The sequence below is a fragment of the Mesorhizobium sp. M0848 genome (genome assembly GCF_040319805.1).
In the GTDB taxonomy this organism is placed as follows: Bacteria; Pseudomonadota; Alphaproteobacteria; order Rhizobiales; family Rhizobiaceae; genus Mesorhizobium.
Window position 1 is genome coordinate 237,118 of sequence record NZ_JAMYOM010000002.1, and the last position, 25,433, is coordinate 262,550.

Consider the following 25,433-nt stretch of genomic DNA (forward strand, 5'->3'; position numbering starts at 1 on the left):
GAACGATCACTGCGCCCAGGCTTTCCAGTCGGCCTCGTGGGCGGCGATCCAGGCTGCGGCGACATCTTCCGGCGTCTTGCCGCCGAGATCGATCTCGCCGCTCATCTTGTTGAGTTCGTCGGTGTCGACCGTGTAGGCCTTGGCCACCTTGTAGGCGACCGGCCATTTGTCCTTCATGCCGGACCAGGAGTACTTCCAGATCTCGCCATGCGGCTTGCCGCAATCATATTTGGCGTCGGGATTGGTGCCCCATTTCGGGTCGTTGTAGCACTCGGGCGTGTATTCGGGGAATTCCACCCACTCGCCCTTGTACTTGGCCGGCGCCCAGTGCGGCGAATAGATCCACAGCATGATCGGCGCCTTGCGCTGATAGGCCGAGTCCAGTTCGGCGAACATCGCCGCGTCGGTGCCGGCATGGATGACGGTAAAGGGCAGCTTCAGTGCCTCGACGCGCTCGTCGTCAAAGCCTTCCCAGGTCACCGGGCCGCCGAGATAGCGCCCCATCGGTGCGGTCTCGGCCGTCGAGAAGGCTTCGGCGCATTTCGGGTCCTTCAGCGCTTCCCAATTGGGTAGGCCGGGGCACTTCTCCTTCATGTATTCGGGAAACCACCATTCTTCCTTGGCCTTCGGGCCGAGCTTGCCCAGCCGTTCGGTCTGGCCTGTCGCATCGGAGGCCTTCATGGCCTCGCCGGCGGTCGTGTCCCAGAATTCCATGCCGACATCGAGATCGCCATTGGTGAGGCCTGTGGTCAGGCTGGAGAGGTAGTCGGCGGTCGGATACTCGACGGTGTAGCCGAGCTTTTCCAGGATGCCGCCGAGGATCTTGGCGTTCAGGTTGACGCTGGTCCAGTCGAACAGCGCGATCTTGATCGGGTCGTTCGATTCCGGCGCGGCTGCGTAAGCCGGTGATGTAAGCGCACTTGCGGCGGCAAGCGCGAAGGCTCCCATTGTTAAGTTCGAAATCACACTGCGAAGTGACATGCTTGTTCTCCTTCAAGCTGTGAAAATTATCGTTCGTTCCCTTCTTGCGGCTTTTCTTGATTGTGTTGGAAAGGCTGGTCTTTGCGCAAGGCCGTCGGCGCCAAATTGTTGCCCCGGCTTTGGCCAGCGCAGGCAAGATGGTGCTCAATTCTGGTGATGATGGGACAGGATTGGAGTGTCGGCGTCATGGCTGCCGACGGATCGCTGCGGGAGCGGTCATCTGCGGATCGATTGCCAGTCCTGCGGCGCCCCTGCAAGGTGCGAGCCATCAAGGTCCTATGATCTCGGCTACCCGCCTGGTAAGCCCCATCTCGCCAAGGCCGTTTCATAGGATGAAATTATATATACCAAGGTTCATGTCGCGCAACGACTAACGCTTCGCGAGACGTACAAATTCAGACTGCAGGCGAAGCTGAGCTCTTACCAGCAGACGTAGCCGCCATCGACAATCAGGTCGAGGCCGGTGACGAAGCTCGCTGCGCGGCTGGCGAGGAACACCGTCGGCCCGACCATTTCCTCCGGCGCCGCCATGCGCCCCATCGGCGTGTCGCGCTTGAAGATCTTCACTTCTTCCGCCACCTCCGGCCGCTTGTTCATCGGCGTCAGCGTGTAGCCCGGACTGACGACATTGACGCGCAGGCCGCGATCGGCCCACTCCATGGCGAAGCTCTTCGACATGTGGATGACGGCGGCCTTCGAAGAGTTGTAGTGCGCCTGCGTCAGGCCGCGGTTGACGATGGTGCCCGACATCGAGGCGATGTTGATGATCGAGCCCTTGCCTCGCACCAACATCTTGCGCGCTTCGGCCTGACAGGACAGGAACACGCCGGCGACATTGACGTCGTGAACCTTCTGCCATGTCTCCAGCGGCATCGTCTCGGCGGGTTCGGAGCCGGCAATGCCGGCATTGTTGACGGCGACGGTGAGCGCACCGAGTTCGCTCTCAACGCGATCGATCGCAGCCGCGAGATCGCTCTGCGATGTCACTGTACCGGTCAGCACCAGCGCTTTGCGGCCGAGTGCCGCGATTCGGTGCGCGGTCTCGTCCAGCCCACCCTTCGATGTATGGCCGAAACAGGCGACGTCGGCACCTGCCTCGGCGAGCCCGATCGCGATTGCCTGGCCGATGCCGCTACCGGCGCCGGTGACCAGCGCGACATCGCCATCCAGCTTGAAAAGATCCATCGAGTGCCCTCCCTGCCTCGGAGAGGGTATGGCTGAGCCGTGTTTCGATCAAGCGCCCGCGCGCAGGCGGCCTCGATGCTCAGAAATAACCGCTCGACGCGGCCGTGGCTTCCTTGGGAATTTCAACGCCGTCGACCAGGATCTTGTCGACCAGTTCGTGGTGGAAGCAGACCAGCCCCTTGATGCGCTCTGCCTCGTGCACCGGTTCCGGATAATACCAGACGAGGTTCTCGTGGCGCTTGGCCTTGGTCGTCACGTGATAGTAGTTGGAGATGCCCTTGTAGGGGCAGCGCGAAATGTAGCGGCTGGGCGCGAACATATCGAGCCGCGTGTCGGCGATCGGCAGATAGTGGCGCACCGGATGGCCGGTCTCGAACAGGAACACGCCGCGGCGTGAATCGGCGACCTGTTCGCCGTCGAGGATGACCTGCACGCGCCGCGACGACGGCAGGCAGTCGACCCGGCGGAACGGATCGCGCGCGTGCACGAAGATCTCCTCGTCCTCCTCGAACCAGTGGCCCATCTTGCTCCAGGTGAACGACATGTAGTCCGATATCGGCGGACAGCCCTTCACCGGATCGAGATAGCGCCAGGCCGCGTCCTCGACCAGCGTGATGCCGGTGTTGAGCGAGTAGTGGGTGGCTGTGCCCTTGAATGGGTCCTCTGTCGTAGTCTTGCTCGGCAGCAGGAATTCCTCGCGAACGTCGCCGATCGGGAAATAGTAGACCGGCAGGTGATCGGATTCGTAGAACACCAAGGCATTGGTCGTATCGGCCACGGTCATCGACCCCACCTGCACACGCAGTCGCTTCTGCGTCGGCATGGTGAAGGCTATGTAGCCCGGCTCGAATTCATACTGCACGAGGGTGTCCAGCAAGGGAAAATGCGGCCCACGGCCGCGCAAATGAGGCTTGCGAATGGTAGTCTCCCGTTTTGTTTCTTTTGTCATCGGGCGTTGGGGCACGATCAGCTCAACGACACGCGGTCGAGCAGCAGGCCGGCCGCGATCGGCGGCAGGCCGCTGACATTCTTGCGCACCGGCACCAGCAGATCGGGGAAATAGCTGAAGATGACAGGCGTCTCGTCGAGCAGCAGTTTCTGGATGTCGGAGGCGGCGGCGCGCTGCGCGCCGACATCGAGCGCCTTGAGATAGCTGGTGACCATGCCGTCATAGGCCGGGCTCTTGAAATGCGCCGCGTTCCACGGGCCGTCGCTGACCAGCGGGCTCTTGAGAAACACGTTCGGCACGCTGCGATGCGCGTAGTCGGTGATCCCCAGCGGGCTGTCCAGCCAGTCCGACTGGCCGAACACCGCCTTGCCGTAATATTTGTCCTGGTCCTCGATGTTGAGCGAGATGCGCGCGCCGATTTCCTTGGCGAAATTCTGGAACAATTGCGCATAGCCCGGAATGTCGGAATAGCGCAGCGTGGTCAGCGTGATGTCGAAGCCTTCGGCGAGACCCGCCGCATCGAGCAACTGCTTGGCCTTGGCGATCTCCTGGACGCGTTGCGGCACCGACTTGTCGGTCGTAGGGAAGGCCGGCGCGAACGGGCTGTCATTCCCGGTCGCCGCCATGCGGCGGCACAAGCCGTCGACCAGCTTGGAGCGGTCGATGCACAGCGCCAGCGCCTGGCGCACGCGCTTGTCGGTGAACGGGCCGGTGTCGCAGCGCATGTGAAGCTGGCGGTGCGCGGTCGAAGCGACACGCAACACGGTGATATCAGGACTGTTCAGCACGACCTGGCTGACATCGAGCGGAACAGCATCGAGAATGTCGACCTCGCCGGCCTGCAGCGCCAGGATGCGTGGCTGCACATCGCCGTAGAACTTGAACTCAAGCCGGTCGGGCAGCGCCTTCTCACCCCAATAGTCGGGGTTGCGGATGAAGGTCGCGCCGACCTTTGGCGTGTAGCTTTCCAGCCGGAACGGTCCGGTGCCTTCAAAGGTCCTTTCGTAATCACCCTTGTAGCTCGCCGGCAGGATGACGGCGTTGTAATTGTCGATCGACACTGAATAGGGAAAGCTGCCATTCGGCGCATCGAGATGGAAGGCGACGGTGTGGTCGTCGACCTTCCGGGTGCCGCCCTTAGACAGCAGCCCCTTGAACACCGACAGCGCGTTGGAGGCACCGTTGGGGTCAGCCAGCCGGTCGAAGGTCGCGACGACGTCGTCCGCCTTGAAGTCCTCGCCATTGTGGAATTTCACGCCCTTGCGCAGCTTGAAGGTCCAGATGCTGCCGTCCTCGTTCGGCGCCCAGCTTTCCGCCAGCACCGGCTTCAAGGTGAGGTCCGGCTGCGTGATGCAGAGAAACTCGGCGGTCTGGAAAACCAGCTGATAGCTGCCGCTGTCATAGTAGGTGACGGGATCGATGGCGCCGCCCGGCGTCGCCACGCCGGCGCGCACCGTGCCGCCCGGCTTGCCCTCGGCGCGTGCCTGCTGTGTACCGAAGCCAACTGCTGCGACAAGGCTGCCCAGGAACGGCAGGGAGAGGCCAAGCACGCTGCCATGGCGCAGGAAGTCGCGCCGGCCCATCCTGCCGGCCAGCAATTCGTCGACAGCGGAATTTTCGATTGCAGTGAGCGTTCTGCGAGCGTTGTCGATCATCCGGAAATGCTTGGGCATGGCTGGATTCCTCGCTTGTCTTGGGATTCAGTCATCTAGTTCATTGTTGACTGCCGCCGGAAAGCGATATTTTTTGATAGGGGTCATCGAAATTTTCGATGCAAGAGGTGGGTATGGACACTGAAAATCTGCGCAGCTTTCTCGAAGTCGCCACCCATGGCAGCTTTACCGTCGCGGCCAGCCGGCTCAACCTCGCCCAGTCCACGGTCAGTGCGCGGATCAGGGGACTGGAGGATCAGTTGGGACGCCGGCTGTTCGTGCGCGACCGCGATGGCGTCACGCTGACGCCGGCCGGCCGGCAATTCCTGCCGCACGCATCGTCCATCACCCGCACCTGGGAGCAATCACGGCAGGATATCGCCGTTCCCGATGGCTACGAAACCTTGCTGCGGCTGACCGCGCCGGCCTATCTCTGGGACCGCATCACCTCGCCCTGGGTCGAGTGGATGCGCGCCAGGCGGCCGAACGTGGCGCTGCGGCTTGAAGGCAGTTTCCCGGATCTGGCGATCGACCAGCTGGCAGAAGGCCTGCTCGACATCTGCATCCTCTATCTTCCGCGACCGCATCCCGGCATTGTCTACGAGACGCTGGCCGTCGATCAGGTCGTGCTCGTCCAGCACGCCGCACAGACCAAGCCATGGACCGAAAACTATATCCTGATGGACTGGGGACTGGAATTCCGCATCGAGCACGACCGCGCCTTTGCCGGCATGGTCAAGCCGGCCATATCGGCCGGGCTGGTCTTCATCGGCCTCCAGCATGTCCTGTCGCAGCAAGCCGCCGCCTATCTGCCGCTCAGCGCCGTCAGCGGCCATATCGAGCGCGGTGAGATGCGGCGCATCGACAACACACCGGTATTCCAGCGGCCAATCTACCTCGCCTATCCCTCGAATCCCGTGTCTTCGGATGTCCTGGATGTCGCGCTCACCGGGCTGCGTACGCTGGCCAGGGACTGGGCTGAAGTTCAGGGCTTTTCGGAAGGTGACCGTTCCCTCGGCATGGCCGGGCAGATCTGACCGGCCAAGCCACGCGAGCGACAGCGCTATGCCGGCTCGGTTGCGACCGCCCTCTGCAGCCTAGCCAGTTCGGCGTAAGGAATGTGGCAGCGGATCGAATGGCCGGGCTGGGCTTCGCTGAGTGGCGGCTCCTGCTGTTCGCAGATCGGGCCGATCTTGCGCGGGCAACGCGTGTGGAACACGCAGCCCGACGGCGGGTTGGTGGCGCTGGGGATTTCGCCATCGAGACGAATACGCGCCGTCTCGGTCTGGTCGAGTTTGGGCACGGCCGACAGCAGCGCTTCGGTATAGGGATGATGCGGGCCGGAAAAGACGTCTTCCGACGGTCCTAGTTCCATGATGCGGCCGAGATAAAGTACGGCGATCTTGTCGGAGAGGTAACGCACCACGGCAAGGTCGTGCGAGATGAAGATGTAGCTGACGTCTTCCTTGGATTGCAGGTCGGCGAGCAGATTGAGGATCGCTGCCTGTACCGACACGTCGAGCGCCGAGGTCGGCTCGTCGCAGACGACGATGCGCGGATCGCCAGCGAAGGCGCGCGCGATGGCAACGCGCTGCTTCAGGCCGCCCGAAAGCTGGCGTGGCTTGACGGCAAGATGCCGGTCTGTGAGCCGCACCGAGCGGACGAGGTCGTTGAGACGAGCCTCCAGCGCCTTGCCGGAGAGGCCCGCCAGCCGCTTCAGCGCGCGGCCGATCAGGTGGCGGATCGAATGCGAGCGGTTGAGTGCGGAATCCGGATTCTGGAAGACGATCTGCATCGCCTTGATCTGGTCGTCGCTGCGGTTCTCCAGCCGTGGCGCCAGCGCCTTGCCTTCCAGCTCGATGGTGCCGCCTGCGTCTGGCGGCACCAGGCCGAGCAGCAGCCTGGCAAAGGTCGTCTTGCCGCTGCCGGACTCGCCGACCAGCCCGAGCGTCTCGCCGGGTCTGAGATCAAGCGAGACGTCCTTGACGGCGCGCAGTGCATGGCCGTGGCTGGCATAGGTCTTGTTCAGCCCGGCGACGCGCAGCACCGGTGCTGCTGCCACCTTTGGCGCCGGCGCCACATCGCTCGGTGTCGCACGCGGCAACGCTTGCGCCTTGTCGTGATAGTGGCAGCGTGACAAGCGCCTCCCGCGTTCGTCACTCAGATCATAGAGCGGCGGCAATTCGGTGCGGCAACGGTCGTCGGCGAGCGCGCAGCGGTCGGCGAAGGCGCAGCCCTTGATGTCGGCCCCGATGCCGGGCAGAAACCCCGGAATGGTGTCGAGGCGGCCCTGATCCTTGCGCTGGCCACCGCGCGGCAGGCAGCGCAGCAGCGCCACCGTGTAGGGATGGCGCGGATCGTTGAACACGACCTCCGTCGGCCCTTCCTCGACCAGCATGCCGGCATAGAGCACGCCAACCCGGTCGCACATGTTGGAAACGACCGCGAGGTTGTGGCTGATGAACAGGATAGAGGCCGACAGTTCCTGCCTGAGCTGTGCGATCAGGTCGAGCACTTCGGCCTCCACCGTCGCATCGAGGCCGGTGGTCGGCTCGTCGAGGATCAGCATCGACGGATCGTTGGCCAGCGCCATGGCAATCGCCACGCGTTGCTGCATGCCGCCGGAAAGCTGGTGCGGGTAGCGCTGCATGACGCTGACGGGGTCGGAGATGCGCACGCGGTTCAGCATCGCAATCGCCCGGTCGGTGGCCGCTTGTCCCGAAATGCCGCCGAGTTCAAAAATCTCGGTCAGCTGACGGCCGACGCGGATCGACGGATTCAGCGCCTTGCCCGGGTCCTGATAGACCATGGAGACGCTTTCCGCGCGCGCCCGCCTGAGCGCCTCGGCGTCCAGCTTCATCACATTCTGGCCATCGAGGGAGATGGCGCCGCCGGTGATCGAACCGTTTCTAGGAAGATAACGCACGACAGTGAGCGCCACTGTCGACTTGCCGCAACCGGATTCGCCGACCAGACCGTAGGCTTCGCCCTGGCCGATGCTGAGGCTGAGGTTGCGCAGCACGGCGCGATTGCGGCCGGCGACGCGGTAGGCAACCGAAAGATCGGTGAGTTCGAGTGCGTTTCCGGCCTTGGCGGAGTTAGTCATTGAGCGCTCCGTGAACGCCGTCGGCCGCCAGATTGACGCCGATCACCAGCGAAGCGATGGCGAGCGCATCGAACAGCACCGTCCACCAGAAGCCGCCGCCGATCATGCCGTAATTGTTGGAGATCGACAGCCCCCAGTCGGGCGAGGGCGGCTGGATGCCAAAGCCCATGAAGGAGAGCGTGGCGACGGCGAAAATGGCATAGCCGAGCCGCACGGTGGTTTCGACCAGGATCGGCGGGATGACGTTGGGCAGGATCTCGACGAACATTGTATGCAGCGCACTTTCATGCCGAAGCTGTGCGGCGGCGACATAGTCGAGTTCGCGCTCGGCCAGCACCGCCGAGCGCACGGTGCGCGCGATGATCGGCGCGAAGCTCAGGCCGATGACGACGATGACGGTCGTCTTCGAGGTGCCGAGCGCAACGATGGCCAGCAGCGCGACGATGACCACCGGGATCGCCATGAAGGCTTCCAGGATGCGGCTGACGACATCGTCGACGAGACCGCGAAAATAGCCGGTAAGGAGGCCGAGCGCCGTGCCGGCCACTGTCGCCAGCAAGGTTGCCAGCGGTGCGACGGTCAGGATGTCGCGCGAACCGACGATGACGCGCGAGAAGACGTCGCGGCCGATCTGGTCGGTGCCGAACCAGTGTTCGGAAGAGGGCGGCGCCAGCGCGTTGATGATGTCGTCCGCAAGTGGATCATAAGGTGCGAAATGCTCGCCGAACAGCGCACAGGCAACCCAGAACAGCACGATGGCGAAACCAACAAGGAATGTTCGGGAGCGCAACAGCGAGAAAAAGACCTCCGCCAGCGGGCCGCGCCGGCGCGTGTCGTCTGGTGTCGGAGAGCTGGTTTGGACGGCGCTCATTGATCTGACCCCAGACGGATACGCGGATTGAGCACGGAATAGAGGAAGTCGGCGACAAGGGTGGCCACGGCATAGACAATGCCGATGGTGAGGATGCCCGACTCCAGCATCGGGAAATCCTTGCCGCGCGCGGCGGTGAAGATCAGCGACCCGATTCCCTGATAGCGAAACAGCGTTTCGATGACGACAAGGCCGCCGATGAGGTAGCCGGTCTGCGTCGCGATGACAGTGATGGTCGGCAGCAGCGCGTTGCGCAGCACATGCCGCCAGATCACCGTGCGCCAGGGCAGGCCCTTCAGCACGGCCGTTCGCGTGTAGTCGGAATCGAGCGCCTCGATCATGCCGGAGCGTGCCATGCGGGCGATGTAGCCGAACAGCACCAGGAACAGCGGCAGCGAGGGCAGGATCAGGTAATAGAGCTGCGTGAAGAAGCCGGCATCGCGCGGCCATGCGGCCGAGATCGGCAGCCAGCGCAGCCACACGCCGAAGATCAGGATCAGGATGATGCCGGTGACGAATTCCGGCAGCACCGTCACCGACAGGCCGCCAAGGCTGATGATGCGATCGAGCGGCCGGTTGAGGTTGAGCGCTGCAATGACGCCGCCGAGAATGCCGATCGGCACCACCAGAACGAAGGCGACCGCCGCCAGCTTCATCGAATTGCCGAGCGCATCGATGACGAAAGGCGCGACCGGCGAGCGGAAGATGTAGGACGTGCCCATGTCGCCCTGGACGAAATTGGAGATCCAGCTCCAATACTGCGCCAGCAGCGGACGATCGACACCGAGCGTGTGATTGAGCGTGTCGACCGCGCGCTGGTCTGCGAACGGACCCAATATTGCGCGCCCGACATTGCCGGGCAGCACCTGGCCGCCCAGGAACACCATGATGCTGAGCAGGAACAGCGTGACGAGCGACAGCGAGACACGCCGGACAAGGAAGGAGAGAATGGCTAGGACTCCTTGTGGAGCCAGCCCCCATGCGGGAGCTGGCTGTTAGAGGATTGGCTTTTCCTTTCCGCTCAGGCCTTCGATGCCTTATCGAGGAACAGCTGCGACATGGCGGTCGGCTGTACGCCGGCCACGCCCTTCGCCGTCGCCGTCAGATAGTCGTAGAAATAGCCGAAGATGACAGGCGTTTCCTCGAGCAGCAGCTTCTGGATCTTGCCGGCGTCGGCCTTCTGCGCCTCGAGGTCAAGGGCCGCGATGTAGCTGGTCGCCAGCGCATCATAGTCCTTGTTCTTGAAGTGTGCCGCGTTCCAGGTGCCTTCACTCTTCAGCGGTGCCGCGAGATAGACATTCGGCACGCCGCGGTGACCATAGTCGGTGATGCCCATCACCGAATCCAGCCAGTTCGACTTGCCGAACACCGCGTCTCCGTAATAGCCGCTCTGGTCGAGGATATTGAGGTCGAGTTGAACACCGATCTCCTTGACCCAGTTCTGGATGAGCTGGGCGTATTCAGGGATTTCTAGGTAGCGTTCGGTGGTCAGGGTTATCTTGAAGCCCTGGCCAAAGCCGGCTGCTTCCATGAGCTGCTTGGCCTGGGCGATATCCTGCTTGCGTTGCGGCACGCTCGTATCGGTCGAAGGATAGACGGCGGCGAATGGGCTGTCATTGCCCAGAGCGGAGCGTCCCTTCATGAGGCCGGCGGCCAGCTTGTCGCGATCGAGGCAGAGCGCAATGGCACGGCGCACGCGCGCATCCTTCAACGGGCCCTCGTCGCAGCGCATGTGCAGTTGCTGATGGGCTGACGACTTCAAGCTGATGATGTCGACGTTCGGATCGTTGAGCAGAGCGACGCCGGCCAGCACCGGCATCTGGTTGATGATGTCGACCTGGCCGCCCTGCAGCGCCAGGATCTGCGGCTGCATGTCGGTGAAGAAGGTGAACTCGGTGCGTTCCGGCAGCGCCTTCGGCCCCCAATAGTCCTCGTTGCGGACGAAGGACGCACCGACCTTTGCCGTGTATTTCTCTATTCTGAACGGCCCGGTGCCGTCGAAGCTCTTTTCATAGTCGCCCTTGTAGCTCGCCGGGATGATGACGGCGTTATAGTTGTCGGACGACAGCATGTAGGGGAAGTTGCCGTTCGGCGCATCGAGGTGGAATTCCACCGTGTAGTCGTCGACCTTCTTCGAGGCGCCCTTCTGCAGGATGCCGGTGAACACCGACAGCGCATTGGACGAATTGGCCGGATCGGCAAGGCGGTCGATGCTGGCCACGACATCGTCGGCTTTCATCTCGCCGCCGCTGTGGAATTTTACGCCTTTGCGCAGCTTGAAGGTCCAAACGGTGCCATTGTCGTTCGGCTTCCAGCTTTCGGCCAAGGCCGGCTGAAGAACGAGGTCAGGGCCGTCGACGCAAAGGAATTCGGCAACCTGCTGCATGACCAGCAGGCCGCCTGCGTCAGCGATGGTGACCGGGTCGATTGTCGCTGCCGGCACGCTGCTGGCGACGCGGATGGTGGCGCCGGGCGCGCCTTGGGCGCGCGCCAGCGACGGCATGCCGCTGAGGCCGGCTGCCATGCCGATACGGCCCAGCAGCGGCAGCGACAGGCCGAGCAGGCTGCCGTGACGGACGAAGTCGCGGCGGCTGACACGACCGTCGACAAGGCCGTCGATCAGGTGATTTTCAAGCGGCGTGCGATTGCGCCGGATCAGGTCGAGAATGGTGTAGTTCTTGCTCATGGGTTTTTACCCTTTCCCCTATTTCTTATGGTTGACGAAATTTCGTGGATTGCTCCATTTCGGATCGCCAGAGAGGCCTGTCGATCGGAATCTTAGCATGCGGTTTTGCCCGGTATCTAGTCGTGGCACGGACGCGCCGGATTGCTGGCTGCACTGCTTCCATCGTCTTTGTCCAACCTTCCCGGCCGAAGTCGCGGTGGTTGGCTTCTCGTGCCTGGCCGTCGGTCTTGCCGTCATCTAGTTCAGCGGCAAACGGCGATAGGTTCCGGGCTTTGCCGGGTCATGATACTTGTTGCACGGTCCTTTCTCGGTAAAGTCTCTGTGACAGGCAGCGAGGTTTTCGCGCGATAAGGTGACGCCGAGACCGGGACCTTCCGGAACGCGCACGAAATTGTTTCTCGGCGAAAACGGCCCTTCCTCGGTGACATCCATCGGCAGCATGCGAAACAGCGACTGGTTAGGCTCCCTGATCCAGCCTAGTGCCGCGCACAGGTGCAGATAGGCGGCACTGCCGATGCCGCTGTCACCGCTGTAGCACCAGAAATCGATGCCGGCATGCTCGCAGGCGCCGACGAAGCGCAACAGCCGGCCTATGCCGCCATGCGTCGTCGGGTTGCCGACGAAGGCGTCCGGCACCTTGGTTTCCATGGCGCGCGCAATGTCGATGTTGTGGGTCGAAAACGGGATCGAGCAATGGCGCCGCAATTCGCGCATCTCCTCGATCGTCGCCACCGGATCCTCCCAGTTGCGCACGCCGAGGTCTTCCAGCGGCCGCGCTAGGCGACGCGCGGTGCTGAGCGAATAGGCCTGGTTGGAATCGATGCGGATCATCGCATCGTCGCCGAGTTTCTTGCGGATCAGCTCGACCATCCTGAGCGAGATTTTCGGATCTTCGGTCGAGAACTTGCCTTCGAAGAAGGTCGTTCCATGCGTCTCGTGCAATTCGACGCAATAGTCGGCGACTTCCTCCGGCGTCGTCTCGCCCTTCACCTTTGGCCCGTCACCGCGCAGCGAAAAATAGTCGGTGAACGGGATGTCCTTGCGCACGGCGCCGCCGAGCAACTGGTAGAGCGGCTGGTTCCACGCCTTCCCGCGCAGGTCCCACAAAGCCATCTCGATGGCGCCGAAAGCCATGATGCCGGTGCGGTCGTTGATCGACTGCACGCCGGTCCAGAAGGGCAGGCAGACATGCTCGGCGCCGGCGATGTCGAAGGCATCGCGCCCGACCAGCCATGGCGCCAGGACATCGTTGATGATCGCGGCCGCCGCCGGCGTCGGCGCTTCGCCGAGGCCAATCAAGCCATCCTCCGTCTCGACTTCGACGATGGTCGGCGAAAATCCGTCGAGTTCGCCGAACACCCAGGCATAGGGCGCCTCGAGGCGCAAATTGATCGGCGTGGCTTTGATGCTGCGGATTTTCATCTCAGCGGCCGACTTCGAAGAAAGGCTTGCCCAGCAGATCGGGAACGACGTCGATACCGAGGCCCGGTCCGTCCGGAACGCCCATGCGGCTGCCGGTGACCGGCGGCATGTTCGACGCCGTGCGCACCGTCACCCATTCATGGAAGGCGATCGCATGCAGCCGCCGCTCTTCCGGCGTCGACAGCGATAGATGCGCCATCGCCGCCGTGTCGATCTCGGCGCCGCCCGTGTCCTCGACCGTGATCATGAAGCCGAGGTCGACGGCAACGTCGCGGATCTGGCGCGTCTTCGTCACGCCGCCAAGGCGCGAGATCTTCAGGGTCAGCCCGTCGGCCGCACCCAGGCGATGGATTTCCAGCATCGCCTCGAGCGAGGTGACGGATTCGTCGAGCACCATCGGTTTGTCGAGCATGCGGCGCACCGACATGTTCTCCTCGATTGTCGTGCAGGGCTGCTCGAACGTGTAGTCGATGGCGCGCGTGGCGTCGGCGAACTGGCGCGCCTGGTAGGGGGTCCAGCCGGCGTTGGCATCGCAGAAGATGACCGTGCCTTTCGGCACCGAGGCGGCGACCGCGGCGACGCGTTCGATGTCGTCATGGACATTGCCGCCGACCTTGACCTGCAGCCGGTGGAAACCATCCTTGACGATGCGCTTGGCCAGCGCGGCCATGGCGTCGACGCTGCCGTGCGTGACGACCTTGTAGAGTTCGGCCGTCTCGCTCTCCTTGCCGCCCAGCAGCGTTACCAGCGGCACGTCGGCGGCTCGTGCCGCCAGATCCCAGCAGGCCATGTCGAGCGCCGACTTGATGTAGGAATGGCCCTTGAACACCGTATCCATCAGCCGCCCGATGCTTGCCAGCCCGCGCGGATCGTGGCCGATAAGGTGCGGCGCGATTTCGGGCACGCCGGCGCGGGTGCCGGCCGGGAAGGCTGCCGAATAGAAATTGCCGAGCGGCGCCATCTCGCCCCAGCCGGTAAGGCCGCTGTCGGAGGTGATCGACACGATCACCGCGTCGAAAGCGTTGGCCTCGCGCCCCTTCGACATGCGGTATGGCCCGTCCACGAAGGGCTGCACGACATGGTAGGCCTTGATGGTTTCGATCTGCACGTGTCTTGTCCGCTGTCTGTGATGTTGGGAACGGGTCAGGCGCCCCTCGACGGGCGTTGTTCGAGGCCGCGCGCGTAGGCAAGCAACTCCTCGAAATCGAGATCGATGTGCTCCCTGGCATGGCGCTGGGCGGCACGCATGTCCTTGCCCTTCAGCAACCGCACATAGGTTTCGTGAACGTCTTCGGCCGGAACCGGCTCATTGCGGGCATGTTGGTGGAGCGCAAAATACATCTGCAGCCGGCTGGTCAGCCGTTGCCAGGTTTCCAGCAGCACCGAATTGTCGGCCCATTCGTAGATCAGGCCATGCAGTTGCAGCGCGGTTTCGATTTGGCGTGTCGTGTCCAACGCACGGGTCGCCTGCTTCACGGCTTCGTGGCGCCGGTCGAGCTCGTCGAAGAAGCGCTGGTCGCGCAGCGGCCACGCCCGCTCGATGGCCAGCTCGTCCATCACCTTGTTGAACGAATAGGCATCGTCGATGTCCTTGGCTGTGACCTCGATGACAAAGGTGCCGGCATAGGGAATGCTGGTCAGGATGCCTTCCTGCACCAGCTCGCGCATTGCCTCGCGCAACGGCGCGCGGCTGACCCGCATTTGTTCGGAAATCCGCAGCTCGTTGAGCTTCTGGCCGGGTGCGAGCTGCCCGGTCAGGATCGCGCGCCGCAACAGCGCGACGATCTCGGCGCGTCGCGTCGTGTCCGCAATCGGACTGAAATCCGCTTTCGCCATTCGGCCGCTCCCAGGGAAATCGAAAGCAAGACAAGCAGATTGTCGACAATCTAACAAGAGGTCATCTTCGGATTCTTGGGGCCGCTGGCATATTGCCTCTTCGGTCTCAGGCGGCGCGGCCGTAGAAGCCGACGCGCTCCTCGGCGCTAAACATCACGCCGGGCTTCTCATAGTAGGAAAACACCGCGATCATGCGCTCTCGCTCGCCTTCGACGGTGGTGACGCGATGCGCGGTGTTCTTGCCGCGGAAGACATTGAGTGTGCCCGGTTTCATGCACAGGATCTTGGAATCGGGGTCGCGCCCTTCCAGCAGCCTTGCGACGCCGTCATAGTTGGGATTGTCGTCCGACCTCAGATCGGTGCGGTATTCGAGGTCGCCGCCACGCTCCGCTGCCTGCAACAGCAGCGTCGTCGTGAATTCGGAACGATCGAAATGCCAGTTCAAAGCCTCGCCGGCGCGATAGGCCATGACGTTGGTACGGGCCAGGGGATCCTGCATGACATGCAATCTGGGCTTGCCCATCGTCGCTGCCAGGAAGCGCAGTAGCGGTTCGTATTCGTAGATGGCGAGCACGACACTGCCAGGAATCTGGTCGGCACAGACGGTGTGACTGATGGTCTCCACCTTGCGCAGCGCCGGATGGTCGGGTGCAAGCTCGGGAATGTCAGGCTTGAAGTAGATGTTGTGCATGCGCTTGTGCGCATGCGAGCGCGCGGCCATCACCGGCTGGATTTCGCGCACGGCTTGTTCCGCCACGCCGGGGCGCAAAAACCCTTCCAGATTGAACATGCCGTCGGCTTCGAGCGCGGCGACGGATTGTTCGACAAGGCGCTGCCATTCGGCGCTGCCTTCGCGGTCGAGCGGATAGCGGTTGAGATCGAGGATGTCTTTCATCGTCATGGCTCCGAAGGTTGTGAGCTTATGAGATGGCAAAAAAATCTTTCTCTCAACGTCGAAAATAGTTAGGATTGGCCAAGAAAAACTTACGGACTCGATGTGGAACGGTTGCCGCCGCTGAATGCGATCAAGGCTTTCGAGGTTGCGGCGCGTGCCGGCAGCTTCACTTTGGCCGCCTCTGAACTCGGCGTATCGTCGGCGGCGGTCAGCCAGCAGATCCGCAACCTCGAGAGCTGGTTCGGCAAGCAGCTGTTTGTGCGTAGCGGCAATCGCATCGCGCTCACCGACGCCGGCCACGCCATCTATCCGCAGACAGCGAAAGCTTTGGGAGACATCGCCACCATAGGCCAGCGCATGCTGGAGGGCGGGGTGCGGACGCGTCTGGTCGTCAGTGTGCCATTCTCGTTGGCCGAACTGTGGCTGGCGCCGAGGCTGGCGGTACTTCTCGATGCCTTTCCGCAGATGGCGATCGACGTTCGGGTCGAGGACGATCCGGTCGACCTGATGCGCCAGAACATCGATCTGCGCATCAGCTATGGCGACTATCACTATCCCGGGCTGAAACTTGTTCGTCTCGTCCATGACGATGTCCTGCCGGTCTGTGCACCGGAATTCTGGCACCGGCACGGCAATGGCGATCCCAGTCTGGCGGATTTGCACGAGAGCCAGTTCATCCACACCAATTGGGGGCCGAACTATGCCTCGCACCCGACCTGGGCGGACTGGTTCGCGGCATCCGGCGGCAGTCGCTCGCCCGACCCGTCGCACGGGCGGCGCGTCGGCCTGTCCAGCCTGGCGATCGCCTCGGCAAGACTGGGTCTGGGCATCGCCCTTGGCCAGCGGGTCATGGCGCGCGCCGATCTGGAGGCCGGTCGGCTGATTGCGCTCTCCTCCGTCTCGGTGCGCCTCGGGCATCCCTACTGTGCGTTTATGCCGCCGGCCAAGGCCGACCGCGCCGATGTTGCCGGTCTGGTGGAACTGCTCAGTCGAGCGGCGCCCCCCACCCGGGGGAAGGGCGGGGCGCCGCGCTGAAGCCGGGTCCTGACGGGGGTGTTCAGGTGGCCGGCTTTTCCGGTATCGGCGATACAGGCGCTCCGGGTCCGATCTTCTGCAGATTGCCCGTGATCACCTGGTCGCCCTCGGCGACGCCGCTGAGGATGGCGACCTGATCGCCGCTCGTCGGTCCTAGCGAAACCAGCCGCTGGTCGACGGTGTTGCCCTTGCCGACGACATAGAGATATTTGCCGAGCTGGCTCGAGCCCAGCGCCGTCTGCGGCACCATCAGCGCGTCGGCCTGCTCTCTCACATGCAGCCGGACACGAACATATTGGCCCGGCAGCAGCGTGAACTTGCCATTGCCGATCGTCGCGCGCGCGGTGATGGTGCCGGTCGAGCGGTCGATCGAATTGTCGATGAAGGTAAGCTCACCCTTTTGGCTGGCCTCGGTCTGGCCGGGGAGCAGGACCTCCACTTCGATCGGGCCGTTGGCACGGGCTTGCTCGATCTCGGCCAGATCCGTCTCGCTCGGGTTGAAGGTGACGTAGATCGGGTCGAGCTGCACCAGCGTGTTGAGCACGGTACCGGCAACGCTGACCAGCGTTCCGACCGAGGCCTGGTTGCGGCCCAGGCGCCCGCCAAACGGCGCGCGGATTTCGGCATAGCCCAGATTGAGCTCTGCCGTGCGGACCGCCGCCTGGTTGACAGCCAGCGACGCCTGCGCTTCGCGCAAGGTGCTGGTGCGCTGGTCGAACCCGTCCTTGGCGAGGTAGCCGCTCTTGGCGAGCTCGGTGCCGCGACCGAGATTGGACCGGGCGTAGTCGAGCGTCGCCGTGTCGCGCTGCACTTGCGCCTTGGCCTGGTCGAGAGCCGCCTGGAAGTCGTCAGGCGAGATCTTGTAGAGAAGGTCGCCTTGCCGGACGTCGACGCCGTCGGCTGCGGTCTGCTCCTGCAGATAGCCCGGAATCCTGGCCTGCAAGGTGATGCTGCGGATCGGTTCCGTCCGCGCGGCGTAGTCCAGGTAGATCGGGATCGTCTTCTTGACGACGCTGACCACCGGCACCGGCATGACGAATGCCGCCGGAGCAGGCGTCGCTGCGGCCGTGCCGGCATTGAGGCTGAGATTGCCCATGTCGAGCAGGTGGACGCTGGCCACCGAGATCGCTCCCAGTGCGACGGCCGTTCCCAACGCGATTTTCCATTTACGCATGATCAGTCTCCAATCTTATTCGGCCGCTTCCGCCAGGGGCGGGATAGCGTGCTCAGTCGTTGGTTCATTGTCTTGAGAGGCGGGCTCGTCACTGCCGCGGCGTTCGCGCAGCTGCTCGATGACCGCGTAGAACACCGGCACGAACACCAGCGACAGGATGGTCGCCGCGACCATGCCGCCGAACACGGTGGTGCCGATCGACTGCCGGCTTGCCGCACCGGCGCCGGTCGCAAACATCAGCGGCAGCACGCCGAGGATGAAGGCGAAGGCCGTCATCAGGATCGGCCGCAGCCTGAGCCGTGCCGCCTCCATCGCCGCGTCGACGATGCTGAGGCCTTCTTCGCGCCGTCGCCTTGCGAACTCGACGATCAGGATCGCGTTCTTGGCCGCCAGGCCGATCAGCATGACGAAGCCGATCTGCGAGTAGACGTCAATCTGCATGCCACGCAGCAACAAGGCCACGAAGGCGCCGAACAGGGCCAGTGGCACCGCCAACAGCACCATGAACGGCATCGCCCAGCTCTCATACTGCATCGCCAGGATCAGGAAGACGAAGACGATGGCGAGGCCGAAGACGACGGACGCGATCGATCCTGCCTTGAGCTCCTGGAAGGTGATGCCGGTCCATTCGAAACCGAAATCCCTTGGCAGCGCAATGGCGGCGGCCCGTTCCATCGCGGCAACCGCCTGGCCTGAGGAAAAGCCGGGTGCGGCACCGCCATTGATCGAGGCCGAGGCATTGTTGTTGTAATGCGGCACGGTCTCCGGGCCGACGAAGGGCACGAGTTTGCCCAGCGTCGAGAGCGGCACCATGCCGCCGGAGGCATTGCGTACATAGAGCCGCGAAATGTCGGCGGCACCCGCACGTGCATCCTTGTCGGCCTGGATGGTCACCCGGAAGGTGCGGCCGAACAGGTTGAAGTCGTTGACGTAGAGCGAGCCGAGATAGATCTGCAGCGTGTTGAAGACATCGGGCAGGTTGAGGCCGAGCAGTTTGGCCTTGCTGCGGTCGAGGTCGTAGTTGAACTGCGGCGTCGAGGTCGAGAACGGCGAGAACAGCTGCTGCGGGTTGATTTCCGGCTGCTTGCGCGCCTCGGCGATCACGGCTTGCGTCGCATCGTTGAGGGCTGAACTGCCGCGGCCGGTCAGATCCTCGACGACGAATTCGAAGCCGCCTGTGGTGCCGATACCCGGGATAGACGGCGGATCGAAGCTCAGCGCGAAAGCTTCCGGGATCTGCATCAGCTTGCCGCGCACATCGGCGACGAGCTTCGACGCGCTCTGGTCGGGGCCGCGCTCCTCCCAGGGCTTCAGGATGGCGAATTCGACCGCCGAATTCGACTGCGCCGCACTGGTCAGGAAATTCAGGCCGCTGATCGAGCCGACAATCTCGACGCCGGGCGTCGCCTGCAGGATGTCGCGCGCCTTCTGCGCCACCGCGTCGGTGCGTTCCAGCGACGCGCCGTCGGGCAACTGGATGACGACGAAGAAATAGCCCTGGTCCTCGACCGGAAGGAAGGTCGAGGGCAGCCGCTGCCAGACGAAGTAGGTGGCGACCAGGCCGGCCGCGAACAGGCCGAGCATGATCCAGCGCAAGCGGATGAGAATGCGTACGCCATTGGCGTAGGCGTGCGATAGCCTGTCGAAGCCGGCATTGAACCAGCGGAACGGGGCGAACTGCGTCTCGCCGCGATGGCGCAGGAAGGCCGCACTGAGCGCGGGACTGAGCGTCAATGAGTTGAAGGCGGAGATGCCGACGGAGATCGCCACGGTCAGCGCGAACTGGTTGTAGAGCTTGCCGGAGACGCCGGGAATGAAGGCGACCGGCACGAACACCGCCATCAGCACCGCGGTGGTGGCGATGATCGGTCCGGTGACCTCGCGCATTGCGGCCTTGGTCGCCGCAAGCGGCTTGAGCCCGGCCTCCAGCTGTCGTTCGACATTCTCAACCACGACGATGGCGTCGTCGACGACGAGGCCGATCGCCAGCACCATGCCGAGCAGGGAGAGCATGTTGAGCGAGAAGCCGAGCATCTCCATGACGACCAGCGTCGCCACCAGCGACACCGGAATGGCGATGGTCGGGATGATCGTCGTGCGCCAGCTTTGCAGGAAGAGGAACACCACGGCGACGACCAGCACCAGCGCTTCGCCGAGCGTGATCAGCACGTCATGCATCGATGCCGAGACGAAGCGCGTCGTGTCGTAGTGCATCGCATAGGACACGCCCTTCGGGAAGCGGCCCGACAGCTCCTGCATCTTGTCCTTGACGCGCTGCTGCAGATCGAGCGCGTTGGAGCCGGGCATCTGGTAGACGGCAAGCACCACGGTCGGGTCCTTGCCGAAGAAGGCCGACGACGAATATTGCAGCGCGCCGAGCTCGATGCGGGCGACGTCGCGCAGCCTGACCAGCGAGCCGGTGTCGGTATTGGCGCGCACGACGATGTCGCCGAATTCCTTTGGATCGCTCAACCGGCCGACGGCGTTGACCTGCATCTCGAAGGCGGTGCCGGCCGGGGCCGGCGATTGGCCAATCTTGCCGGCCGCCACCTGGACATTCTGCTCGGCGATGGCGTTCTGCACATCGACGGCGGTGATGCCGAGATTGGCGAGCTTGTCGGGATCGAGCCAGACGCGCATCGAATAGCGCCGCTCGCCGAAGATCTGCACATCGCCGACGCCGGGCAGCCGCTTCAGCGGATCGACCACCTGCAGATAGGCAAGGTTGCTCAGTGCCACCGGATCGACCGAACTGTCGGGTGAGGTCAGGTTGACGATGAGGACGAAGTTCGGATTCTGCTTCTTGATCGTCACGCCGCCCTGGTTGACGATCGCCGGCAGCGACGAAGCCGCCTGCGAGACGCGGTTCTGCACGTCGACGGCGGCGGTGCTCAGCGAATAGCCGACATCGAAGGTGATGGTGATGGTCGAGGAGCCGTCATTGGAGCTCGTCGACGACATGTAGGTCATGCCCTGCACGCCGTTGATCTGCTGCTCCAGCGGCGTCGTCACCGTATCGGCCACCACTTGTGCGCTGGCGCCTGGATAGTGGGCGCTGACCACGACCTGCGGTGGCGTGATGTCGGGAAACTGCGAGACGGGCAGCAGGAAATAACAAATCGACCCGGCGAGCACCATGATGATGGCGATCGCCGAGGCGAAGATCGGACGGTGGATGAAAAAGTTTACCACGAGACGCAAGCCTCCCCGGCTGCTCTTGCCCGCCCGAAGGCGCTGGCGACGCTGGACAGTCTTTGACCGCGCTTGTCACCGAGGTCGTCCCGCGAATGCAGCAACGGCACCTCGTTGCGCTGCGCATCGGCAAGCGAGCGCAGCATCGTCTCGAAGGCGCGCGGGTCGACGCCATCGGCTTTCATGACCAGCCGGATCATCGGATCCCGGACGGCCTCATCTATGGTAAGATCGCGGCGCTGTGGCATTGGCCGGCTCCTTGTCTGTCGATTCGCAGCCCATGCTCGCGAACCGTTTTTAATCTCTTCACCGGCCGAGGCCGCATGATTGGCAGTTTCTCGCCCCTCTCGTCTGGCAGGGCCGTTCACGGCCTTGTTATTGACGGTGGACGATATAGGTGTTACCAGTAAGTAACATTCTGGAAGTTACAGACCGGTAACACCCTAGTCAAGAGGTGGCCGAGGGTTTTTTGGAAACGAAAGGAGATCATGATGACAGACGGCATCGTGGAGCGCTCTCGTCCCCGGGATCGGATCCTGGAGACGGCACGCGACATGTTCCACAAGCATGGCATCAAGGGCGTCGGCGTCGACGCCATCACCGAAGCTGCCGGCACGAACAAGATGACGCTCTATCGTCACTTCGAATCCAAGGACGAACTGATCGTCGAATGCCTGCGCGCCAATGCGGCCAAGGCCGGCGCTATGTGGGATGCGTTCGATGCCGAATTTCCTGGTGACAAGCTTGCCCAGCTGCATGCCTGGGTTCGCAAGGCGGCTGCCATGCTCAATGCGGACGGGCGCGGCTGCGACATGGCCAACGCCGCCGCTGAACTGACCGAGCCGGACCATCCGGCCAGGCTGGTGATCAAGGAACTCAAAGAAGCCCAGCGCGAGCGCCTTGTGACGCTATGTCGGGACGCGGGCATCGGCCAGGCTGAACTGCTCGCCGATACGCTGTCGCTTCTGCTCGAGGGTGCGCGGGTTAGTGTACAGACCGTGGGTTCGGAAGGTCCGAGCACGCAGTTCGTGCGCATGGCTGAAGGATTGATCGCTTCTTTCCGGGGCGCCGCCGCCGGTTGACGGGACCCGTGGCCTGTCAACGTGCGTCATTCCATCTGCGATGACTGGGCGTGCTTTGGTGTCGCTGTACCGCCATTCCTGCCGGCCAAACGAAAAAAGCCCGCTGCCGGGAGGAGGTGGCAGCGGGCTCGATTTTCGAATGTGGCGCGGGAGGAGGTGCACCCCATTCAGCGTCGGCATCGCATCTGGGAGGAGTAGATGGCCGACAACCAGAACCTACGAGTTGCCCAACGATTCGGCAACAAAGAAACTTGCATAGCTGCTGTGCAGATTTGCCGTGCCAATTATCGTACAAATCCGGAAACCCGGTTTAGCCAAGCCATTTCGCATTACTGCACGGGGACGTTTTCCCTGAAGATCAAGCGCGGTTCGATGAACTTGCGCGTCAGATAGGGTGCCGAGGAGGCAATCGAGCCGAGCAGGCGAATGACCGACTGTTCCGCGATCAGCCTGGCATTCTGGTCGATGACGACATCGAGCAGGTCGTCGACGAGATGACCACGCGTGTCCTTGGTCAAGTCGTGGCAGATGAACACCGGCTTGCGGTTCGGCCTGGCCTCGCGGATCGCCTTTGCAACGCCCGAATGCCCAGCTCCGACGCAATAGATGCCGAGCAGCTCCGGCTCGTCGTGCAGCGCCTTCATGGTCTCGGTGTAGCTGGCATCGGGCTCGTCGTTGACCTCGACGGCGCTGCTGACGGTCAGATTGGGAAACTCCTCACTGAGCACCGAGCGGAAACCCATTTCGCGTTCCTCGTGGCCGCGATAGGAACGTGAGCCGACGACCATCGCCAGATGACCGATTCGGCCGCCAAGGAAGCGTCCCATCAGCAGCGCCGCCGTTCGTCCCGCCACCCGGTTGTCGATGCCGACATAGGCCGCGCGCGGTGCCGCCGGAACATCGGACACCAGCGTCACCAGGCGCATGCCGGCATCGACGATGTCGTGCAGGATGTTGCGCGTACGCGGATGATCGACGGCGATGACACCGACGCCATTGGCCCTGAGCGAAAGGTTTTCGACAGCGCTCTGCAGCGCGTTCGGCGAGATACCGGCGAGGTTATGGATCCGGCACGAGGCAACAAGCGGCAGGCGCGCGGCGTAGTCCTCGATGTGCCCGGCGAGATCGCGCATGAAGGCATTGCTGCCGATCGGCAGCAGGAATTCAAGGTGGGCGGGCCGCGAGGGTAGCGTCACCTGATCGGCGACCGGCAGATAGCCGACTTGCTTGGCCGCCTCCATGACGCGCTGGCGGTTGGCCGCACTCGCACCCGGCCGGTTGTTGAGCACCCGGTCGACCGTTGCGGTCGATAGCCCGCAGCTACGAGCGATATCGGAGACAGTGGCTTTCATGCCGTAACCCACAGCCCGCAGCTACGAGCGATATCGGAGACAGTGGCTTTCATGCCGTAACCCACACCCGCAGTTGCGTGCGGTATCCGAGACTGTGGCTTTCATGCTGCAATCCTGTTCGCCATGCGATGGCGCGTCAGACAAGCGATGCGATCTGAGGTGACGGGTGATTGCCGCCCATCACCATTCTCAGTGCGATGGCTTGCCATCGGCGATGGCATCGCGGATCTCCTTGTCCGACATGCCGGTAATGATCCGTTCGACCTCCGCCACGCTGGTCTTCTTGGGGTCTATGTCGTCAGCAACCACCTTGCCCCGGCGCATGACGACGATGCGGTCGACCACCTGGAAGACATGGTGGATGTTGTGGGCGATGAAAATGCAGGAATGGCCGGAATCGCGGGCGCTGCGCACGAAGCTCAGCACACCCTGTGTTTCGGCGACGCCGAGATTGTTGGTCGGCTCGTCGAGAATGATCAGGTCGCTGTCGAAATGCATGGCGCGCGCGATCGCCACCGCCTGGCGCTCGCCGCCGGAGAGCGAGCCGATCGGCGTCGTCGGCGGGATGTTCTTCGAGATGCCGACCTGCTTGAGCAAGTCGCGGGCAACCGTGTTCATCGCGTCCTGGTCCATCCGGTTGAGAAAGCGCGGCGACTTGATCGGCTCGCGTCCGAGGAACAGATTGCGGGCGATCGACAGTTGCGTGACCAGCGCCGAGTCCTGGTAGATGGTCTCGATGCCGTGGGCGATGGCGTCGCTGGTGCTGCGCAGGCTCACCTTGTTGCCGCGGATGAAGATGTCGCCGCTGGTCAGCGGAACGGCACCCGAGAGCACCTTGATCAGCGTCGACTTGCCGGCGCCATTGTCGCCGAGCAAGCCGACGATCTCCCGTTCATTGACGTGGAAATTGGCATCCTCCAGCGCCTGCACGCGGCCGTAGGACTTGCGGATGTTCGTCATGCGGATCAGTGGCTCGGCCATGGTTCAAGTCCCTGCCTGATGCCGGCGTTCCAGCCATGAATGCAGCGCCATCATGCCAAGGATGATGGCGCCGATGAAGATGTTGTAGGCAAGACCGGGCACGCCGATCAGCACGATGCCGTTGCGCATCACGCGCAGGATCAGGATGCCGAGCACGGTGCCGATGATCGTGCCGCGCCCGCCGGTCAGCGCGGTACCGCCGATCACCACCATGGCGATGACTTCCAGTTCATAGCCGGTGCCGCTGTTGGGGTTGGCCGCCGAGGTGCGCAGCGACGAGATGACGCCGGCAAGCGAAGCCATGACCGACGACAGCACGAACAGGCCGATCTTGACGCCGCTGACATTGACGCCGCGCGCCCTTGCAGCACTCGGGTTGCCGCCGGCCGCCTGGATCCAGTTGCCGGTGCGGCTTTGCGTCAGCACATAGCCGAGCGCGATCGCCGCGGCGATGAACCAGAACAGCGACATGTAGATGCGGAACGGTCCGATGAAGAAATCGCCGACCAGCGCTTCGGCCAGCCAGCTGCCCTCCGCACTCCAGGTGCGCTGCGGAAAACCGTCGGTGACGAAAAGGGCGGTGCCGCGCACCACAAGCAGCATGCCGAGCGTCACCAGGAAGGATGGGATCTTGAGCTGCGTCACGAACCAGCCATTGACCAGCCCGATGATGGCGGCGACCAGCAGCGCGGCGACAAAGCCGACCTCAAGGGAGGTCAGCCCGCTGTTGAACAGGGTCCACATCAAGACCGGCGAGAAGCCGAACAGGGAACCGACCGAGAGGTCGAACTCGCCCGACGTCATCAACAGCGTCATCGCCAGCGCGATCAGGCCGAGCTCGACCGTGAAGGCCAGCGTATTGGAGATATTCTGCGGCGACAGGAAGTCGTGGTTGAAACTCCAGAAAACGGCGATCTCGACGACGAGCAGCACGAAAGGGCCGAATTCCGGCCGTGCGATCAGGCGTTGGACGAGCGAATGATTTTCCACAGGCAATCCGCGACATGAGTGGAAGGCTGAGCGTTGCACATCGC

The 25,433-nt window shown here is 63.2% G+C and carries 21 protein-coding genes; 3 read left to right on the plus strand and 18 right to left on the minus strand.

Translation table 11 applies throughout. The features are described from left to right. Positions 1-6: 6 nt before the first annotated feature. The 4 genes from NKH95_RS03000 to NKH95_RS03015 form a co-directional block, all read right to left on the minus strand. The gene (locus NKH95_RS03000) at positions 7-981 is read right to left on the minus strand and encodes an ABC transporter substrate-binding protein (RefSeq protein WP_352891023.1); all 975 of its coding nucleotides are present in this window, start codon (positions 979-981) and stop codon (positions 7-9) included. 420 nt (positions 982-1,401) lie between these two features. Further along, complete coding sequence (locus NKH95_RS03005; RefSeq protein WP_127291028.1) at positions 1,402-2,166, minus strand: SDR family oxidoreductase; 765 nt, start codon at positions 2,164-2,166, stop codon at positions 1,402-1,404. A gap of 79 nt (positions 2,167-2,245) precedes the next feature. Then, entirely contained in the window at positions 2,246-3,043 is a 798-nt protein-coding gene (locus NKH95_RS03010; RefSeq protein WP_502895157.1) for a DUF427 domain-containing protein, read from the minus strand. Between the two features lie 89 nt (positions 3,044-3,132). Then, the gene (locus NKH95_RS03015; RefSeq protein ID WP_352891025.1) at positions 3,133-4,788 is read right to left on the minus strand and encodes an ABC transporter substrate-binding protein; all 1,656 of its coding nucleotides are present in this window, start codon (positions 4,786-4,788) and stop codon (positions 3,133-3,135) included. Positions 4,789-4,901: 113 nt separating this feature from the next. On the opposite strand from NKH95_RS03015, the gene NKH95_RS03020 reads away from it, so the two are divergent. Further along, entirely contained in the window at positions 4,902-5,804 is a 903-nt protein-coding gene (locus NKH95_RS03020; protein ID WP_023808720.1) for a LysR family transcriptional regulator, read from the plus strand. A gap of 26 nt (positions 5,805-5,830) precedes the next feature. Here the strand turns inward: NKH95_RS03020 and NKH95_RS03025 are convergent, their stop codons facing one another. From NKH95_RS03025 to NKH95_RS03060, 8 genes are all read right to left on the minus strand, one after another. Further along, positions 5,831-7,873 (minus strand): dipeptide ABC transporter ATP-binding protein, encoded by a 2,043-nt coding sequence (locus tag NKH95_RS03025; protein WP_352440024.1) that lies wholly within the window; start codon positions 7,871-7,873, stop codon positions 5,831-5,833. Then, a complete protein-coding gene (locus NKH95_RS03030; protein WP_352440023.1) occupies positions 7,866-8,744 on the minus strand; it encodes an ABC transporter permease in 879 nt (292 codons plus the stop codon). The genes NKH95_RS03025 and NKH95_RS03030 overlap by 8 nt, the downstream gene beginning before the upstream one ends. Beyond that, a complete protein-coding gene (locus tag NKH95_RS03035; RefSeq protein WP_352440115.1) occupies positions 8,741-9,694 on the minus strand; it encodes an ABC transporter permease in 954 nt (317 codons plus the stop codon). Before NKH95_RS03035 ends, NKH95_RS03030 begins: the two co-directional genes overlap by 4 nt. Positions 9,695-9,765: 71 nt before the next feature. Further along, the gene (locus NKH95_RS03040; RefSeq protein ID WP_352440022.1) at positions 9,766-11,430 is read right to left on the minus strand and encodes an ABC transporter substrate-binding protein; all 1,665 of its coding nucleotides are present in this window, start codon (positions 11,428-11,430) and stop codon (positions 9,766-9,768) included. Positions 11,431-11,667: 237 nt separating this feature from the next. Next, a complete protein-coding gene (locus NKH95_RS03045) occupies positions 11,668-12,852 on the minus strand; it encodes a mandelate racemase/muconate lactonizing enzyme family protein (protein ID WP_352891027.1) in 1,185 nt (394 codons plus the stop codon). Between the two features lies 1 nt (position 12,853). After that, positions 12,854-13,960, minus strand: coding sequence for a mandelate racemase/muconate lactonizing enzyme family protein (locus NKH95_RS03050; RefSeq protein WP_352891029.1), 1,107 nt, complete (start codon positions 13,958-13,960; stop codon positions 12,854-12,856). Between the two features lie 35 nt (positions 13,961-13,995). Further along, a complete protein-coding gene (locus NKH95_RS03055) occupies positions 13,996-14,688 on the minus strand; it encodes a GntR family transcriptional regulator (RefSeq protein WP_023808713.1) in 693 nt (230 codons plus the stop codon). A gap of 106 nt (positions 14,689-14,794) precedes the next feature. After that, complete coding sequence (locus NKH95_RS03060) at positions 14,795-15,583, minus strand: HalD/BesD family halogenase (protein ID WP_023808712.1); 789 nt, start codon at positions 15,581-15,583, stop codon at positions 14,795-14,797. A 102-nt stretch (positions 15,584-15,685) separates the two neighbouring features. Between NKH95_RS03060 and NKH95_RS03065 the strand changes: the two genes are divergently transcribed. Next, the gene (locus NKH95_RS03065) at positions 15,686-16,618 is read left to right on the plus strand and encodes a LysR substrate-binding domain-containing protein (protein WP_352891031.1); all 933 of its coding nucleotides are present in this window, start codon (positions 15,686-15,688) and stop codon (positions 16,616-16,618) included. A gap of 22 nt (positions 16,619-16,640) precedes the next feature. On the opposite strand, the gene NKH95_RS03070 is transcribed toward NKH95_RS03065, so the two are convergent. The 3 genes from NKH95_RS03070 to NKH95_RS03080 are packed head-to-tail and all read right to left on the minus strand — an operon-like array spanning position 16,641 to position 21,232. Beyond that, on the minus strand, positions 16,641-17,792 hold the full coding sequence (locus tag NKH95_RS03070; RefSeq protein ID WP_352550921.1) for an efflux RND transporter periplasmic adaptor subunit: 1,152 nt from the start codon (positions 17,790-17,792) through the stop codon (positions 16,641-16,643). A gap of 15 nt (positions 17,793-17,807) precedes the next feature. After that, positions 17,808-20,984, minus strand: a complete 3,177-nt coding sequence (locus tag NKH95_RS03075) for an efflux RND transporter permease subunit (protein ID WP_352440017.1) — start codon at positions 20,982-20,984, stop codon at positions 17,808-17,810. Beyond that, positions 20,978-21,232: a hypothetical protein gene (locus tag NKH95_RS03080; protein WP_023808708.1), complete on the minus strand. Its 255-nt coding sequence runs from the start codon at positions 21,230-21,232 to the stop codon at positions 20,978-20,980. Before NKH95_RS03080 ends, NKH95_RS03075 begins: the two co-directional genes overlap by 7 nt. A gap of 243 nt (positions 21,233-21,475) precedes the next feature. Between NKH95_RS03080 and NKH95_RS03085 the strand changes: the two genes are divergently transcribed. Further along, positions 21,476-22,066 (plus strand): TetR/AcrR family transcriptional regulator, encoded by a 591-nt coding sequence (locus NKH95_RS03085; RefSeq protein WP_023808707.1) that lies wholly within the window; start codon positions 21,476-21,478, stop codon positions 22,064-22,066. Positions 22,067-22,395: 329 nt separating this feature from the next. Here the strand turns inward: NKH95_RS03085 and NKH95_RS03090 are convergent, their stop codons facing one another. The 3 genes from NKH95_RS03090 to NKH95_RS03100 form a co-directional block, all read right to left on the minus strand. Further along, the gene (locus NKH95_RS03090) at positions 22,396-23,418 is read right to left on the minus strand and encodes a LacI family DNA-binding transcriptional regulator (RefSeq protein WP_128302452.1); all 1,023 of its coding nucleotides are present in this window, start codon (positions 23,416-23,418) and stop codon (positions 22,396-22,398) included. A 189-nt stretch (positions 23,419-23,607) separates the two neighbouring features. Further along, on the minus strand, positions 23,608-24,399 hold the full coding sequence (locus NKH95_RS03095; RefSeq protein ID WP_023808705.1) for an ATP-binding cassette domain-containing protein: 792 nt from the start codon (positions 24,397-24,399) through the stop codon (positions 23,608-23,610). Between the two features lie 3 nt (positions 24,400-24,402). Further along, the gene (locus NKH95_RS03100) at positions 24,403-25,389 is read right to left on the minus strand and encodes an ABC transporter permease (RefSeq protein WP_128302453.1); all 987 of its coding nucleotides are present in this window, start codon (positions 25,387-25,389) and stop codon (positions 24,403-24,405) included. Between the last annotated feature and the right edge of the window lie 44 nt (positions 25,390-25,433).

Excerpts from the sequence above, each read along its gene's own strand:
- NKH95_RS03000 (WP_352891023.1), bottom strand. The coding sequence starts at position 981 with ATGTCACTTCGCAGTGTGATTTCGAACTTAACAATGGGAGCCTTCGCG.
- NKH95_RS03005 (WP_127291028.1), bottom strand. The coding sequence starts at position 2,166 with ATGGATCTTTTCAAGCTGGATGGCGATGTCGCGCTGGTCACCGGCGCC.
- NKH95_RS03015 (WP_352891025.1), bottom strand. The coding sequence starts at position 4,788 with ATGCCCAAGCATTTCCGGATGATCGACAACGCTCGCAGAACGCTCACT.
- NKH95_RS03020 (WP_023808720.1), top strand. The coding sequence starts at position 4,902 with ATGGACACTGAAAATCTGCGCAGCTTTCTCGAAGTCGCCACCCATGGC.
- NKH95_RS03025 (WP_352440024.1), bottom strand. The coding sequence starts at position 7,873 with ATGACTAACTCCGCCAAGGCCGGAAACGCACTCGAACTCACCGATCTT.
- NKH95_RS03030 (WP_352440023.1), bottom strand. The coding sequence starts at position 8,744 with ATGAGCGCCGTCCAAACCAGCTCTCCGACACCAGACGACACGCGCCGG.
- NKH95_RS03040 (WP_352440022.1), bottom strand. The coding sequence starts at position 11,430 with ATGAGCAAGAACTACACCATTCTCGACCTGATCCGGCGCAATCGCACG.
- NKH95_RS03045 (WP_352891027.1), bottom strand. The coding sequence starts at position 12,852 with ATGAAAATCCGCAGCATCAAAGCCACGCCGATCAATTTGCGCCTCGAG.
- NKH95_RS03055 (WP_023808713.1), bottom strand. The coding sequence starts at position 14,688 with ATGGCGAAAGCGGATTTCAGTCCGATTGCGGACACGACGCGACGCGCC.
- NKH95_RS03060 (WP_023808712.1), bottom strand. The coding sequence starts at position 15,583 with ATGAAAGACATCCTCGATCTCAACCGCTATCCGCTCGACCGCGAAGGC.
- NKH95_RS03070 (WP_352550921.1), bottom strand. The coding sequence starts at position 17,792 with ATGCGTAAATGGAAAATCGCGTTGGGAACGGCCGTCGCACTGGGAGCG.
- NKH95_RS03080 (WP_023808708.1), bottom strand. The coding sequence starts at position 21,232 with ATGCCACAGCGCCGCGATCTTACCATAGATGAGGCCGTCCGGGATCCG.
- NKH95_RS03085 (WP_023808707.1), top strand. The coding sequence starts at position 21,476 with ATGACAGACGGCATCGTGGAGCGCTCTCGTCCCCGGGATCGGATCCTG.
- NKH95_RS03090 (WP_128302452.1), bottom strand. The coding sequence starts at position 23,418 with ATGAAAGCCACTGTCTCCGATATCGCTCGTAGCTGCGGGCTATCGACC.
- NKH95_RS03095 (WP_023808705.1), bottom strand. The coding sequence starts at position 24,399 with ATGGCCGAGCCACTGATCCGCATGACGAACATCCGCAAGTCCTACGGC.